12 protein-coding genes are annotated in these 12,920 nt (G+C 69.6%); 2 read left to right on the plus strand and 10 right to left on the minus strand.

Going from position 1 to position 12,920, the window contains the following annotated elements:
• Positions 1-20: 20 nt before the first annotated feature.
• From ACZ6CV_RS08775 to ACZ6CV_RS08805, 7 genes are read right to left on the minus strand one after another with little or no spacing between them, the layout of a single operon-like run.
• Positions 21-2,534 (minus strand): NADH-quinone oxidoreductase subunit G, encoded by a 2,514-nt coding sequence (locus ACZ6CV_RS08775; RefSeq protein WP_469250150.1) that lies wholly within the window; start codon positions 2,532-2,534, stop codon positions 21-23.
• The gene (gene nuoF, locus ACZ6CV_RS08780) at positions 2,531-3,892 is read right to left on the minus strand and encodes an NADH-quinone oxidoreductase subunit NuoF (protein WP_469250151.1); all 1,362 of its coding nucleotides are present in this window, start codon (positions 3,890-3,892) and stop codon (positions 2,531-2,533) included. The genes ACZ6CV_RS08775 and nuoF overlap by 4 nt, the downstream gene beginning before the upstream one ends.
• Positions 3,892-4,704 (minus strand): NADH-quinone oxidoreductase subunit NuoE, encoded by an 813-nt coding sequence (gene nuoE, locus ACZ6CV_RS08785; RefSeq protein ID WP_469250316.1) that lies wholly within the window; start codon positions 4,702-4,704, stop codon positions 3,892-3,894. The genes nuoF and nuoE overlap by 1 nt, the downstream gene beginning before the upstream one ends.
• Positions 4,705-4,748: 44 nt before the next feature.
• Positions 4,749-6,083 carry an NADH-quinone oxidoreductase subunit D gene (locus tag ACZ6CV_RS08790; protein WP_469250152.1) on the minus strand — a complete coding sequence of 445 codons (1,335 nt, stop codon included), beginning with the start codon at positions 6,081-6,083 and terminating at the stop codon, positions 4,749-4,751.
• A complete protein-coding gene (locus ACZ6CV_RS08795; RefSeq protein WP_469250153.1) occupies positions 6,083-6,805 on the minus strand; it encodes an NADH-quinone oxidoreductase subunit C in 723 nt (240 codons plus the stop codon). The genes ACZ6CV_RS08790 and ACZ6CV_RS08795 overlap by 1 nt, the downstream gene beginning before the upstream one ends.
• A complete protein-coding gene (locus ACZ6CV_RS08800; protein ID WP_362363259.1) occupies positions 6,802-7,356 on the minus strand; it encodes a NuoB/complex I 20 kDa subunit family protein in 555 nt (184 codons plus the stop codon). The genes ACZ6CV_RS08795 and ACZ6CV_RS08800 overlap by 4 nt, the downstream gene beginning before the upstream one ends.
• Before the next feature lie 21 nt (positions 7,357-7,377).
• The gene (locus ACZ6CV_RS08805) at positions 7,378-7,737 is read right to left on the minus strand and encodes an NADH-quinone oxidoreductase subunit A (protein WP_266705409.1); all 360 of its coding nucleotides are present in this window, start codon (positions 7,735-7,737) and stop codon (positions 7,378-7,380) included.
• A gap of 895 nt (positions 7,738-8,632) precedes the next feature.
• On the opposite strand from ACZ6CV_RS08805, the gene ACZ6CV_RS08810 reads away from it, so the two are divergent.
• On the plus strand, positions 8,633-9,451 hold the full coding sequence (locus ACZ6CV_RS08810) for a C40 family peptidase (RefSeq protein ID WP_469250154.1): 819 nt from the start codon (positions 8,633-8,635) through the stop codon (positions 9,449-9,451).
• 78 nt (positions 9,452-9,529) lie between these two features.
• Here the strand turns inward: ACZ6CV_RS08810 and ACZ6CV_RS08815 are convergent, their stop codons facing one another.
• The 3 genes from ACZ6CV_RS08815 to ACZ6CV_RS08825 all read right to left on the minus strand — a co-directional run bounded on the left by ACZ6CV_RS08815 (position 9,530) and on the right by ACZ6CV_RS08825 (position 12,158).
• Positions 9,530-9,859: a putative quinol monooxygenase gene (locus tag ACZ6CV_RS08815; protein WP_469250155.1), complete on the minus strand. Its 330-nt coding sequence runs from the start codon at positions 9,857-9,859 to the stop codon at positions 9,530-9,532.
• A 100-nt stretch (positions 9,860-9,959) separates the two neighbouring features.
• Positions 9,960-10,547, minus strand: a complete 588-nt coding sequence (locus tag ACZ6CV_RS08820) for a hypothetical protein (protein WP_469250156.1) — start codon at positions 10,545-10,547, stop codon at positions 9,960-9,962.
• Between the two features lie 324 nt (positions 10,548-10,871).
• Entirely contained in the window at positions 10,872-12,158 is a 1,287-nt protein-coding gene (locus ACZ6CV_RS08825; protein ID WP_469250157.1) for a geranylgeranyl reductase family protein, read from the minus strand.
• A gap of 97 nt (positions 12,159-12,255) precedes the next feature.
• On the opposite strand from ACZ6CV_RS08825, the gene ACZ6CV_RS08830 reads away from it, so the two are divergent.
• Entirely contained in the window at positions 12,256-12,810 is a 555-nt protein-coding gene (locus ACZ6CV_RS08830) for a GNAT family N-acetyltransferase (protein WP_469250158.1), read from the plus strand.
• Positions 12,811-12,920: the final 110 nt, after the last annotated feature.

Below are 12,920 nucleotides of genomic sequence, written 5' to 3' on the forward strand. Positions count from 1 at the left end.
AAGCGGTACCAGCGTGTGCGTCACGACGTCACCTCCGGGGCCTCGATGGGCTCCGGCAGGACCGCCGGGCCGATGCGGACGAGATCGCCGGGGCGCGCGCCGGTGTCCGACGTGACGCCTCCCCCGGCCGAGTTCAGCGGCAGCCAGACCACGCGGTCGGGCATCTCAGTGATCCGGAGCGGGAGTTCACTCGCCCCGGCCGGGCCGGTGACGGCGAGCAGGTCGCCGTCCTTCACGCCCGCCTCGGCCGCGGTGGCCGCCGACACGCGCGCGAGGGCCGCGTGCCGCGTACCGGCCAGCGCCTCGTCGCCGTCCTGGAGGCGGCCCTGGTCGAGCAGCATGCGGTGCCCCGCGAGGACTGCCTCGCCCGCGGCGGGCCGCGGCGGCTGGACCGCCGTCTCCAGGGGCTCGCTCGCGTACGGGCCGTCCCAGCCGCCGAGCCGCTCCACCTCGCGGCGCAGGGTGACCAGGTCGGGCAGGCCGAGGTGGATGTCGCCCGCGTCGGCCAGCATGTGCAGGACGCGCGCGTCGGTGGGCGCCAGCCTGCGCGTCATCTGGTCCGGCTTGAGCGCGGCGTCGAACATCCGTACCCGGCCCTCCCAGTTGAGGAAGGTGCCCGGCTTCTCGGCGACCGCGGCGACGGGCAGCACCACGTCCGCGCGCTCCGTCACCTCACTGGGCCGCAGCTCCAGGGAGACCAGGAACCCGACCTCGTCGAGCGCCGCACGCGCGCGCGTGGGGTCCGGCAGGTCGGCGAGCTCCACGCCCGCGACCAGCAGGGCGCCGAGCTCACCGGTCGCGGCGGCCTCGACGATCTGGCCGGTGTCGCGGCCGTAGCGGTGCGGGAGTTCGGCGACGCCCCAGGCGGCCGCGACCTCGTCCCGCGCGCGCGGGTCGGTGGCCGGACGGCCGCCGGGCAGCAGCGACGGCAGGGCGCCCGCCTCGACGGCGGCACGCTCGCCCGCGCGGCGCGGGATCCACGCCAGCCGGGCGCCGGTCGCCGCGGCGGCCCGTACGGCGGCGGTGAGCCCGCCGGGCACGGCCGCGAGCCGCTCGCCGACGACGATGACCGAGCCCTCGGCGCGCAGCAGGTCGGACGCCTCGGTGCCCGGCGCCTGAAGGCCCACGCCCGCGGCGAGCGCGTCCAGCCACTCGGTCTCGGTGCCCGGCGCCGCGGGCAGCAGCGTGCCGCCCGCCTTCTCCAGGCCGCGGGTCATGAACGGCGCGAGGGAGAAGGTGCGCTGGCCGTGCTTGCGCCAGGCCTTGCGCAGCCGCAGGAAGACGCCGGGCGCCTCCTCCTCGGACTCGAACCCGGCGAGCAGGACCGCGGGCGCCTTCTCCAGGAGGGCGTACGTGACGCCGCTGCCGTCGAGGTCCCGGCCCCGCCCGGCCACCCGGGCCGCCAGGAAGTCGGCCTCCTCGCTGCTGTGCACGCGCGCGCGGAAGTCGATGTCGTTGGTGTCGAGCGCCACGCGCGCGTACTTGCTGTACGCGTAGGCGTCCTCCACGGTGAGCCGGCCGCCGGTGAGGACACCGGCCCGGCCGCGCGCCGCCGCGAGACCGCGGGCCGCGACGTCCAGGGCCTCGGGCCAGCTGGCGGGCTCCAGTTCACCCGTCGCCGCGTTGCGCACCAGAGGGGTGGTCAGCCGGTCGGGACGCTGCGCGTACCGGAAGCCGAAGCGCCCCTTGTCGCACAGCCACTCCTCGTTGACCTCGGGGTCGTCCGCCGCGAGCCGCCGCATGACCTTGCCGCGCCGGTGGTCGGTGCGGGTCGCGCAGCCGCCCGCGCAGTGCTCGCACACCGAGGGCGACGACACCAGGTCGAAGGGGCGGGAGCGGAAGCGGTACGCCGCCGAGGTGAGCGCGCCGACCGGGCAGATCTGGATGGTGTTCCCGGAGAAGTACGACTCGAAGGGGTCGCCCTCGCCGGTGCCGACCTGCTGGAGCGCGCCGCGCTCGATGAGCTCGATCATCGGGTCGCCGGCGATCTGGTTGGAGAACCGGGTGCAGCGCGCGCAGAGCACGCACCGCTCACGGTCGAGCAGCACCTGGGTGGAGATCGGCACCGGCTTCTCGTACGTCCGCTTCTTGCCCTCGAAGCGGGTGTCCGCGTCGCCGACCTGCATCGCCTGGTTCTGCAGCGGGCACTCGCCGCCCTTGTCGCAGACCGGGCAGTCCAGCGGGTGGTTGATGAGCAGCAGCTCCATCACGCCGCGCTGCGACTTCTCCGCGACGGGCGAGGTCAGCTGCGACTTCACCACCATGCCGTCGGTGCACGTGATGGTGCAGGACGCCATCGGCTTGCGCTGGCCCTCCACCTCGACGATGCACTGGCGGCAGGCGCCGGCCGGGTCGAGCAGCGGGTGGTCGCAGAAGCGCGGGATCTCGATGCCGAGCAGTTCGGCGGCCCGGATCACGAGCGTCCCCTTGGGGACGCTGATCTCGATGCCGTCGATGGTCAGCGAGACCAGGTCCTCCGGCGGGACCGCCGCCTCCCCGCCCCCGGAGGGAGCGCTGTTCGTGGTCACTGTCATGCGTTCACCTGCGCGCTTTCCGCGGGCCTGTCGGCCCAGAGAGTCGACTTGGCCGGGTCGAAGGGGCAGCCCTTGCCGGTGATGTGCTGCTCGTACTCCTCGCGGAAGTACTTCAGTGAGGAGAAGATCGGCGAGGCCGCGCCGTCGCCGAGGGCGCAGAAGGACTTGCCGTTGATGTTGTCGGCGATGTCGTTCAGCTTGTCGAGGTCGGCCATGACGCCCTTGCCGGCCTCGATGTCCCGGAGCAACTGCACCAGCCAGTACGTCCCTTCGCGGCAGGGCGTGCACTTGCCGCAGGACTCGTGGGCGTAGAACTCCGTCCAGCGGGTCACCGCCCGCACGACGCACGTGGTCTCGTCGAAGCACTGCAGCGCCTTGGTGCCGAGCATCGATCCGGCGGCGCCGACGCCCTCGTAGTCGAGGGGGACGTCGAGGTGCTCGTCGGTGAACATCGGGGTCGAGGAGCCGCCCGGCGTCCAGAACTTGAGCCGGTGTCCGGCGCGCATCCCGCCGCTCATGTCGAGCAGCTGGCGCAGCGTGATGCCGAGCGGCGCCTCGTACTGGCCGGGGCTGGTGACGTGGCCGCTGAGCGAGTAGAGCGTGAAGCCGGGCGACTTCTCGCTGCCCATCGACTTGAACCAGTCCTTTCCGCGCTGGAGGATCGCGGGAACGGATGCGATGGACTCGACGTTGTTCACCACAGTGGGGCACGCGTAGAGGCCCGCGACCGCAGGGAAGGGGGGACGCAGTCGCGGCTGACCACGGCGGCCTTCGAGCGAGTCGAGCAGCGCGGTCTCCTCACCGCAGATGTACGCGCCCGCGCCCGCGTGCACGGTGAGTTCCAGATCGAGCCCGCTGCCCAGCACGTTCTGGCCGAGGTAGCCCGCCGCGTAGGCCTCGCGGACGGCCTCGTGCAACCGCCGCAGTACGGGGACGACTTCGCCCCGCAGATAGATGAAGGCATGCGACGAACGGATCGCGTAGCACGCGATCACGATCCCCTCGATGAGGGAATGCGGGTTCGCGAAGAGGAGCGGGATGTCCTTGCAGGTTCCGGGCTCCGACTCGTCGGCGTTGACAACCAGATAGTGCGGTTTGCCGTCTCCCTGCGGGATGAACTGCCACTTCATCCCGGTGGGGAACCCCGCGCCGCCGCGGCCGCGCAGGCCCGCGTCCTTCACGTACGCGATGAGGTCGTCGGGGTCCATGGCGAGCGCCTTGCGCAGGCCCTCGTACCCCTCGTGCCGCCGGTAGGTCTCCAGCGTCCAGGACTTCTCCTCGTCCCAGAAGGCCGAAAGGACCGGTGCGAGCAGCTTCTCCGGGCTGGTCTCGTTGTTGATCTCGGCTGCCAAGGTCATCACTCCCCCTCCTCGGCGGTGGGCCCTGCCGGGTGCGCCGGGTCGGATGCCGAGGTCTGCTGCGGTGCGTCGTGCGAGCTGAGGTGCTCGGGGGGCGTCTCGTCCTGCGGGCCTCCCGTGCGCGGGTGGACCACGCGCGGCTGGGCGGCCTCGCCCTTGGCCAGGCGCAGGCCGATCAGGGAGGCCGGGCCCGCGCCGCCGGTCGCCTCGACGGCTCCGGGCCGCTCGTCGGGGAAGCCCGCGAGGATCCGGGCGGTCTCCTTGAACGTGCAGATCGGCGCCCCGCGCGTGGGCGCGACCGGGGCGCCCGCCCGCAGGTCGTCGACGAGCCGCTTGGCGGACTCGGGGGTCTGGTTGTCGAAGAACTCCCAGTTGACCATCACCACGGGGGCGAAGTCGCAGGCGGCGTTGCACTCGATGTGCTCAAGGGTGATCTTGCCGTCCGCAGTCGTATCGGCCCCGTGGTCTCCGACGCCGAGGTGCTGCTTGAGCTCGTCGTAGATCGCGTCGCCGCCCATGACGGCGCAGAGCGTGTTGGTGCAGACCCCGACCTGGTAGTCGCCGGAGGGCTTGCGCCGGTACATGGTGTAGAAGGTCGCGACCGCCGTGACCTCGGCGGTGGTCAGGCCCAGCACGTCGGCGCAGAACTGCATGCCGGTGCGCGTGACATGGCCCTCCTCGGACTGCACGAGGTGCAGCAGCGGGAGGAGCGCGGAGCGGGAGTCGGGGTAGCGGGCGATGACGTCCTTGGCGTCCGTCTCCAGCCTGGCCCGTACGTCTGCCGGGTAGTCGGGGGCGGGCAGTTGGGGCATGCCCAGGCTGACGCCCGTGCCCTGCTCGGAAGAGGGGGTGCTGGTCACCGGTCGACGCCTCCCATCACGGGGTCGATGGACGCGACGGCGACGATGACGTCGGCGACCTGGCCGCCCTCGCACATCGCCGCCATGGCCTGCAGGTTGGTGAAGGACGGGTCGCGGAAGTGGACCCGGTAGGGGCGGGTGCCGCCGTCGGAGACGACGTGCACGCCGAGCTCGCCCTTGGGCGACTCGACCGCGGTGTACGTCTGTCCCGGCGGGACCCGGAAGCCCTCGGTCACCAGCTTGAAGTGGTGGATGAGGGACTCCATGGAGGTGCCCATGATCTTCTTGATGTGGTCGAGCGAGTTGCCGAGACCGTCCGGGCCGAGGGCCAGTTGGGCCGGCCAGGCGATCTTCTTGTCCTCGACCATGACCGGGCCGGGGGCGAGCCGGTCGATGCACTGCTCGACGATGCGCAGCGACTGCCGCATCTCCTCGACGCGGATCAGGAAGCGTCCGTAGGAGTCGCAGGTGTCGGCGGTCGGGACGTCGAACTCGAAGTTCTCGTAACCGCAGTAGGGCTGCGTCTTGCGCAGGTCGTGCGGGAGTCCGGCGGAGCGCAGGACCGGGCCGGTGGCGCCGAGCGCCATGCAGCCCGCGAGGTCGAGATAGCCGACGTCCTGCATGCGGGCCTTGAAGATGGGGTTCCCGGTGGCGAGCTTGTCGTACTCGGGGATGTTCTTCTTCATCTTCTTCACGAACTCGCGCAGCTGGTCCACCGTGCCGGGCGGCAGGTCCTGGGCGAGTCCGCCGGGGCGGACGTACGCGTGGTTCATGCGCAGGCCGGTGATGAGTTCGAAGAGGTCGAGAACGAGTTCACGATCGCGGAAGCCGTAGATCATGATCGTCGTCGCGCCGAGCTCCATGCCGCCGGTGGCGATGCACACCAGGTGCGAGGAGAGGCGGTTGAGCTCCATGAGGAGCACGCGGATGACCGAGGCGCGGTCCGGGATCTGGTCCTCGATGCCGAGGAGCTTCTCGACCCCGAGGCAGTACGCCGTCTCGTTGAAGAACGGCGTCAGGTAGTCCATGCGCGTGACGAACGTCGTGCCCTGCGTCCACGTGCGGTATTCGAGGTTCTTCTCAATCCCGGTGTGCAGATAGCCGATGCCGCAGCGGGCCTCGGAGACGGTCTCGCCCTCGATCTCCAGGATGAGCCGGAGCACGCCGTGCGTGGACGGGTGCTGCGGGCCCATGTTGACGATGATGCGCTCGTCGTCGGCCTTGGCGGCGGAGCGGACGACCTCGTCCCAATCGCCGCCGGTGACCGTGTAGACGGTCCCTTCGGTCGTCTCGCGAGGCGAAGCGGGGGAAGTCCCCTGGGGAGTGGACATCAGGTGTACGACCTCCGCTGGTCCGGAGCCGGGATCTGGGCGCCCTTGTATTCGACGGGGATGCCGCCGAGGGGGTAGTCCTTGCGCTGCGGGAATCCCTGCCAGTCGTCCGGCATCATGATCCGCGTGAGCGCCGGGTGGCCGTCGAAGACCAGGCCGAAGAAGTCGTACGCCTCGCGCTCGTGCCAGTCGTTGGTCGGGTAGACCTTCACCAGCGAGGGCACGTGCGGATCGGCCTCGGGGGCGGTGACCTCCAGGCGGATCAGCCGGTTGTGGGTGATCGAGCGCAGGTGGTAGACGGCGTGCAGCTCGCGGCCCTTGTCGCCGGGGAGGTGCACGCCGCTGACGCCCGTGCAGAGCTCGAAGCGCAGGGCCGGGTCGTCGCGCAGGGTCTGGGCGACGCGGACAAGGTGCTCGCGCGCGATGTGGAAGGTGATCTCGCCCCGGTCGACGACGGTCTTCTCGATCGCGTTCTCCGGGACGAGGCCCTGCTCCTCGAGGGCGCCCTCCAGTTCGTCCGCGGTCTCGTCGAACCAGCCGCCGTAGGGGCGCGAGGTCGCGCCGGGCAGCGTGATGGTCCGTACGAGCCCGCCGTAGCCGGAGGTGTCGCCGCCGCCCGAGGCGCCGAACATGCCCCTGCGGACGCCGATGACCTCGCCGGTCTCGTCGCGCGGGGCCGGTACGCCGTTGCCGTTCGGGTGCTCGTCGTGCGCGTCGCTCACCGCAGCAGCCCCTTCATCTCGATGGTGGGGAGCGCCTTGAGGGCCGCCTCCTCCGCCTCACGGGCCGCTTCTTCCGCGTTCACGCCGAGCTTGGTGTTCTGGATCTTCTCGTGGAGCTTGAGAATCGCGTCCAACAACATCTCGGGGCGCGGCGGACAGCCCGGCAAATAGATGTCAACCGGGACTACATGGTCCACACCCTGCACAATTGCGTAATTGTTGAACATCCCGCCCGATGATGCGCAAACCCCCATGGAAATCACCCACTTGGGATGGGGCATCTGGTCGTAGACCTGCCGCAGCACCGGCGCCATCTTCTGGCTCACCCGGCCCGCCACGATCATCAGGTCGGCCTGGCGCGGTGAGCCGCGGAAGACCTCCATGCCGAAGCGCGCCATGTCGTACCGTCCCGCGCCGGTCGTCATCATCTCGATGGCGCAGCAGGCGAGGCCGAACGTGGCGGGGAAGACGGAGGACTTCCGCATCCAGCCCGCGGCCTGCTCGACGGTGGTCAGCAGAAATCCGCTCGGCAGTTTCTCTTCGAGTCCCATGCTCTTTGACCCCTCAGACCCTTAGTCCCATTCCAGGCCGCCGCGCCGCCATACGTACGCGTAGGCAACGAAGACGGTGAGCACGAAGAGCAGCATCTCCACGAGCCCGAACATCCCGAGGGCGTCAAAGGTGACGGCCCAGGGATAGAGGAAGACGATCTCGATGTCGAAGACGATGAAGAGCATCGCCGTCAGGTAGTACTTGATGGGGAATCGCCCGCCGCCTGCCGGCGTCGGCGTCGGCTCGATGCCGCACTCATAGGCCTCTAGCTTCGCGCGGTTGTACCGCTTTGGACCGATAAGCGTGGCCATGACCACGGAGAAGATCGCAAAGCCTGCCCCGAGGGCTCCCAGCACGAGGATGGGCGCATAGGCGTTCACGCTCCTCGCTCCTCTCAGTCGGCACTGACTGTTGGCGGTTGCGTCGGACCGATCCCTGCGTCCCATCGAAGATCGCTTACATGTGAAGCAGGTCACAAGCCCAACTGCCCCGCATCTTATGCCCGCCGGTCTGTGATCTGCGACACGGGGTGCGACAACGGCTTTGTGATCTCCACCACCTGACGAAGGATCATGAAGTCGGATGAGCGGTGATCTTCGTACGCGAAGCGCCTGAGTGATCACCAGTGGTGACATCTCAGCGCGTCATCGCTGGTGAAAGGGGTGTTGCACTATCAAGGGGTGGCGGGTACAGGCAAATTGGCGCTGGACTCGCTCGCTTGATAGGGGATCCGCGTTCACACTTTGGCGGCACGGGTGGGGACGGATGTGGACGCGTGCGCCGATTCACGAGCGCGGGCCCTCTCTCGCGGCCGCCCATCCCTAACGGCCCCTCACCTCTCACGGCCGGCGGCAAGCGGCCGCGGCGAACGCCGGCTCACGCGACCCCCACGACGCACACATCTCCGGCACCGGGCCGCCGCACCCCGGGCACCCGGCCTCCGCCGAACGGCGCCGAAAACTACGGGAGATCTCAGGGATGTCTCAGCGAGATCTCAGGGAGATCCCCAACGGCACCCTTGTGTGACCTGTGCCACACGGGCAACTTCCCCGAATATGCCGGGCTTGGCCAACCGGCTCAACGGGTGGTAGACCGTGGGCAATTCGGACGTATCGCAGAAAACCAATGATCACAGGCGTGATCAGCGCTGTCCGCATTGCCCGTTACGGCGTCAATAAGAAGCGACACGCCCGGGATTCACGTCCTGAATTCACAACTGTGGCGCAGCACACGTTTCTTGAAGGGAACCGTGTGTCCCTGATAGCGGTTGTTCTCATGTCCCACACCGCTCACATACCCAGCCACCGGAAGCCCCGTCGCAGCGCGTCGAAGATCGCCCTGCGCGCCGGAGTTGCCGGTGGCGTCCTCAGCACCCTGGCAGTGGCCGCGGCGGCCGGTACGGCGAACGCGGCCGAGCCGGTGTCCGAGACCATCGAAATGCCCACCCTGACCGCCGATCTGTCCGCCCAGATCGCGCAGTCGGCCGACGCCACCCAGCAGGCCGCCGACTCCTACGAGTCGCGCGCCGAGCAGGACGCCGCCGCCGCCAAGGCCGCCAAGCAGGCCAAGGAAGACCAGGCCAAGGCCGAGAAGAAGGCCGAGGCCGAGCGCAAGGCCAAGGCCGCCGCGGCGAAGAAGGCAGAGGAGGAGCGCGCCTCGCGTTCCTCCGAGCGCACGACGCTCTCGACGCAGTCCACGTCCGCCGCCTCGGACACCTCGGACGCGCCCGCTCCGGCCAGCGGCAGCGTCGGCACGGTCATCAGCTTCCTCAAGGCGCAGCTCGGCGACGCCTACGTGATGGGCGCCTCGGGCCCGAACGCCTGGGACTGCTCCAGCCTCGTGCAGGCCGCGTTCAAGCAGGCGGGCGTGGACCTCCCGCGCGTCTCGCAGGACCAGTCGACGATGGGCACCGAGGTCGGCACCTCGAACCTGCAGGTCGGCGACATCCTGTACTGGGGCGGCAAGGGCTCCGCGTACCACGTCGGCGTCTACATCGGTGGCGGCCAGTACCTGGACGCCGCCAACCCCGGCAAGGGCGTTGTCATCCAGGACCTGTCGGGCTACCCGGCCTCGGGCGCCGTGCGCGTCCTCTGACGGCCTCCTGGAGCCACGACCGAGGGCCGGAACTCCCCGTGGGGGGTTCCGGCCCTCGGCATGTCCTGAGAACGCCGCTCAGGCGTTCTTCGGCGTCAGCTCCGCCATCGCGGACCAACCGTCGCCCTCGATCTCGGTGTTCACGATCTGCGGCACGGAGGCGATCAGCTCACCCATCGTATCCAGGCCGGCCTTGAAGTGGTCGGAATTGACGTGCGCGGCGCCCGCGTCCCCGTCGGCGAAGGCCTCCAGAAGCACGAACTGATTCGGGTCCTCCACGGAACGGGACCACTCGAAGAAGACGTTGCCCGGCTCCGCGCGGGTGGCGTCGGTGAACGCGGCGGTCCGCGCGATCCAGCTGTCGCTGTGCTCGGGGCGGACGGTGAACTTGACGGCGATGAAAATCATGCGGCCAGCGTGCCTCCGCGTCCGGCGGCGGAGCAAATCGGCTATTACGGATCTGTCGGAAGCGCTGCCGGAAGCACCGTGCCGCGCGGCTGTTCCGGCGTCACTTGGACGAAGCCGGGGTCTCCGACGACCAGAAGTCGGAGCGGACGTTGGGACGAGGAATCGGATACTTTTCATCGCGGCCGTTGGCTTGCGTGGTGGGCTCGGCGACATCTGACTCCTTGACGCAGGGAGAGTCGGCCGCGAAGGTGAACTGCCCCTCCCCGCCGACGCTCACGGAGATCCCGAAGCCGTCCCTCGTCTCGGCGAAGATCGCGGGGAACTTGCGGCTCTTGTTCACCGACGTGATGGCGTACCCGCGCTTCTCCCACGACCGCTGCACCACGCCCAGCAGATTCCCACGCCGCGCCTCGGAGACCATGGTCATCGCTACCCGACGGCGGGTTACGTCGCAGCTCCCCGTGGTGGTCGCACCGTGCGTCCAGTGGAGTTCGGGCTTGATCGCGTTCAGCGTCGCGTCGAGCATGTTGTCCTGATGCTCCGCCGCTTCCTGCATGGTGTCCTTGGCGGATTCGTTCTGCGGAACTTTCACGGCCCCCTCCGAGGAGTCTCCGTCCGCACTGCACGCAGAAGCGGCAATGCAGGCCGCGACAGCGAGCAGAGGGATGCTGCGGACTTTCCTCGCCATGGCTGCTCCCGGCTGATTTCGTCCGAATTGCCGGACGTAATCAGTGCGATGTTTCGTTCGGACTCGGAGGAACGCCGGCAGCGTCGTCATCGACATTGCCAACTACCGTGACCGTAGTGGCGAGGCGTCGGCGGTGCCTGAGTACGGATACTCAGGGCACACGAGAGCCAACACGTGGCCCGTCCCGGAGGCAGCATTCGCGCCGGGTGAGCGGACCGGGGGCAGCAGGCCAGTTCGCAATGCGACGTGCCTACGGGACGAAGACCGTCGTCCCGTAGGCACAGGCGCGTCACAACTCGAGCGACCGCACGTCGCCCCGAATGATCACGAACGCGGCGCCACCTTGCTCAACCCGTTGATGATCCGGTCCATCGCGTCGCCGCCCGTCGGGTCCGTCAGGTTGGCCAGCATTTTCAGGGTGAACTTCATCAGGATCGGGTGGGTCAGGCCGCGCTGGGTGGCGATCTTCATGACCTTCGGGTTGCCGATGAGCTTCACGAAGGCGCGGCCCAGCGTGTAGTAGCCGCCGTAGACCTCCTTGAGGGTCTTCGGATAGTTCTGCAGGACCAGTTCGCGCTGGGCGGGCGTCGCACGCGCGTGGGCCTGCACGATGACGTCCGCGGCGATCTGGCCGGACTCCATGGCGTACGCGATGCCCTCGCCGTTGAAGGGGTTCACCAGGCCGCCCGCGTCGCCGACGAGCATCAGGCCCTTGGTGTAGTGCGGCTGACGGTTGAACGCCATCGGCAGGGCGGCCCCGCGGATCGGCATCGTCATGTTCTCCGGGGTGTAGCCCCAGTCCTCCGGCATCGAGGCGCACCACGCCTTGAGGACCTCGCGCCAGTCGAGCTCGCGGAACGCCTTCGAGGAGTTGAGGATGCCGAGGCCGACGTTGGACGTGCCGTCGCCCATGCCGAAGATCCAGCCGTAGCCGGGCAGCAGCCGGTCCTCGCCGGGCCCGCGGCGGTCCCACAGCTCCAGCCACGACTCCAGGTAGTCGTCGTCGTGGCGGGGCGAGGTGAAGTACGTGCGGACCGCCACACCCATCGGGCGGTCCTCGCGGCGGTGCAGGCCCATGGCCAGCGAGATCCGCGAGGAGTTGCCGTCGGCCGCGACGACGAGCGGGGCGTGGAAGGTGACCGGGGTCTTCTCCTCGCCCATCTTGGCGTGCACGCCGGTGATGCGGCCGGTCCGGTCGTCGATGACCGGCTCACCGACGTTGCAGCGCTCGTACAGGCGGGCGCCCGCCTTCTGCGCCTGCCGGGCCAGCTGCTCGTCGAAGTCGTCGCGCTTGCGCACGAGGCCGTAGTCGGGGAAGGAGGCGAGTTCCGGCCAGTCCAGCTGGAGCCGTACGCCGCCGCCGATGATGCGCAGGCCCTTGTTCCGCAGCCAGCCCGCCTCTTCGGAGATGTCGATCCCCATCGACACCAGCTGCTTGGTGGCGCGCGGGGTGAGCCCGTCACCGCAGACCTTTTCCCGTGGGAACGCGGTCTTCTCGAGAAGCAGTACGTCGAGTCCGGCCTTCGCCAGGTAGTACGCCGTCGTCGAACCGGCGGGGCCGGCGCCGACGACGATCACGTCCGCGGAATGTTCGGAGAGGGGCTCGGTCACGGCGGGTTCTCCCCAAGGCTCGAAATCTGTGTGCCGACCGGCACGGGATATGGGCAGTCTATGAGGCGGTACTGATCAGCCAGCCGAAGGGCCACACGTGACCGAGCAGACCGATACCCTGCCCGCCCCGCTCCTCCCCGCCGTGGAGCTGCGCGTGCCCACCCACGAGGACGCCTTCGTCTGGCACCGGCTCTTCGACGACCCCGAGGTCATGGAGTTCTTCGGCGGCTCCTCCGCGGAGCTCTCGATGTACGAGGAGCTGACCGCCCGCCAGCGCAGACACGACGCCGAACGGGGCTACTGCCTGTGGACCGTGCTCGACGAGGGCGGCACGCCCATCGGTTTCGCGGGCGCCCAGCCCTGGCCCCGGGACTGGGGTCCGACCGGCGAGATCGAGATCGGCTGGCGGTTCGCCCGCGCGGCCTGGGGCAAGGGGTACGCGTCGGCGGCCGCGCGGGCCACCGTCGAACGGCTGCGTGCGGCGGGCGTGCCGAGCGTGGTGGCGATGGTCGACGCCGGCAACGAACGCTCCATCGCGGTGACCCGGCGGCTCGGCATGGAGCGCGCCGAGACCTTCACCACTCCCCCGCGCATCCCGGGGGACGACGCGTCGCGACGGGTGGCCCACTGCTTCCGGCTCGTGCTGCGGTGAGGCTGCCGTAAGGCCTCTCCCCTACGGGCGCGGGGGGGGGGGGGGGGGAGGGGGGGGGGAGGGAGGGGACACGGGCTACGCAAGCCCCGAATTGCCTCGCAGGAGCTCCT

The sequence above is a fragment of the Streptomyces sp. NPDC041713 genome (assembly GCF_055591085.1).

What these genes read in the sequence shown, in the direction of transcription:
- ACZ6CV_RS08815 (WP_469250155.1), bottom strand. Translation starts at nt 9,859, where the DNA reads ATGATTTTCATCGCCGTCAAGTTCACCGTCCGCCCCGAGCACAGCGAC.
- ACZ6CV_RS08810 (WP_469250154.1), top strand. Translation starts at nt 8,633, where the DNA reads ATGTCCCACACCGCTCACATACCCAGCCACCGGAAGCCCCGTCGCAGC.
- nuoF (WP_469250151.1), bottom strand. Translation starts at nt 3,892, where the DNA reads ATGACCTTGGCAGCCGAGATCAACAACGAGACCAGCCCGGAGAAGCTG.
- ACZ6CV_RS08790 (WP_469250152.1), bottom strand. Translation starts at nt 6,083, where the DNA reads ATGTCCACTCCCCAGGGGACTTCCCCCGCTTCGCCTCGCGAGACGACC.
- ACZ6CV_RS08775 (WP_469250150.1), bottom strand. Translation starts at nt 2,534, where the DNA reads ATGACAGTGACCACGAACAGCGCTCCCTCCGGGGGCGGGGAGGCGGCG.
- nuoE (WP_469250316.1), bottom strand. Translation starts at nt 4,704, where the DNA reads ATGCCCCAACTGCCCGCCCCCGACTACCCGGCAGACGTACGGGCCAGG.
- ACZ6CV_RS08820 (WP_469250156.1), bottom strand. Translation starts at nt 10,547, where the DNA reads ATGGCGAGGAAAGTCCGCAGCATCCCTCTGCTCGCTGTCGCGGCCTGC.
- ACZ6CV_RS08800 (WP_362363259.1), bottom strand. Translation starts at nt 7,356, where the DNA reads ATGGGACTCGAAGAGAAACTGCCGAGCGGATTTCTGCTGACCACCGTC.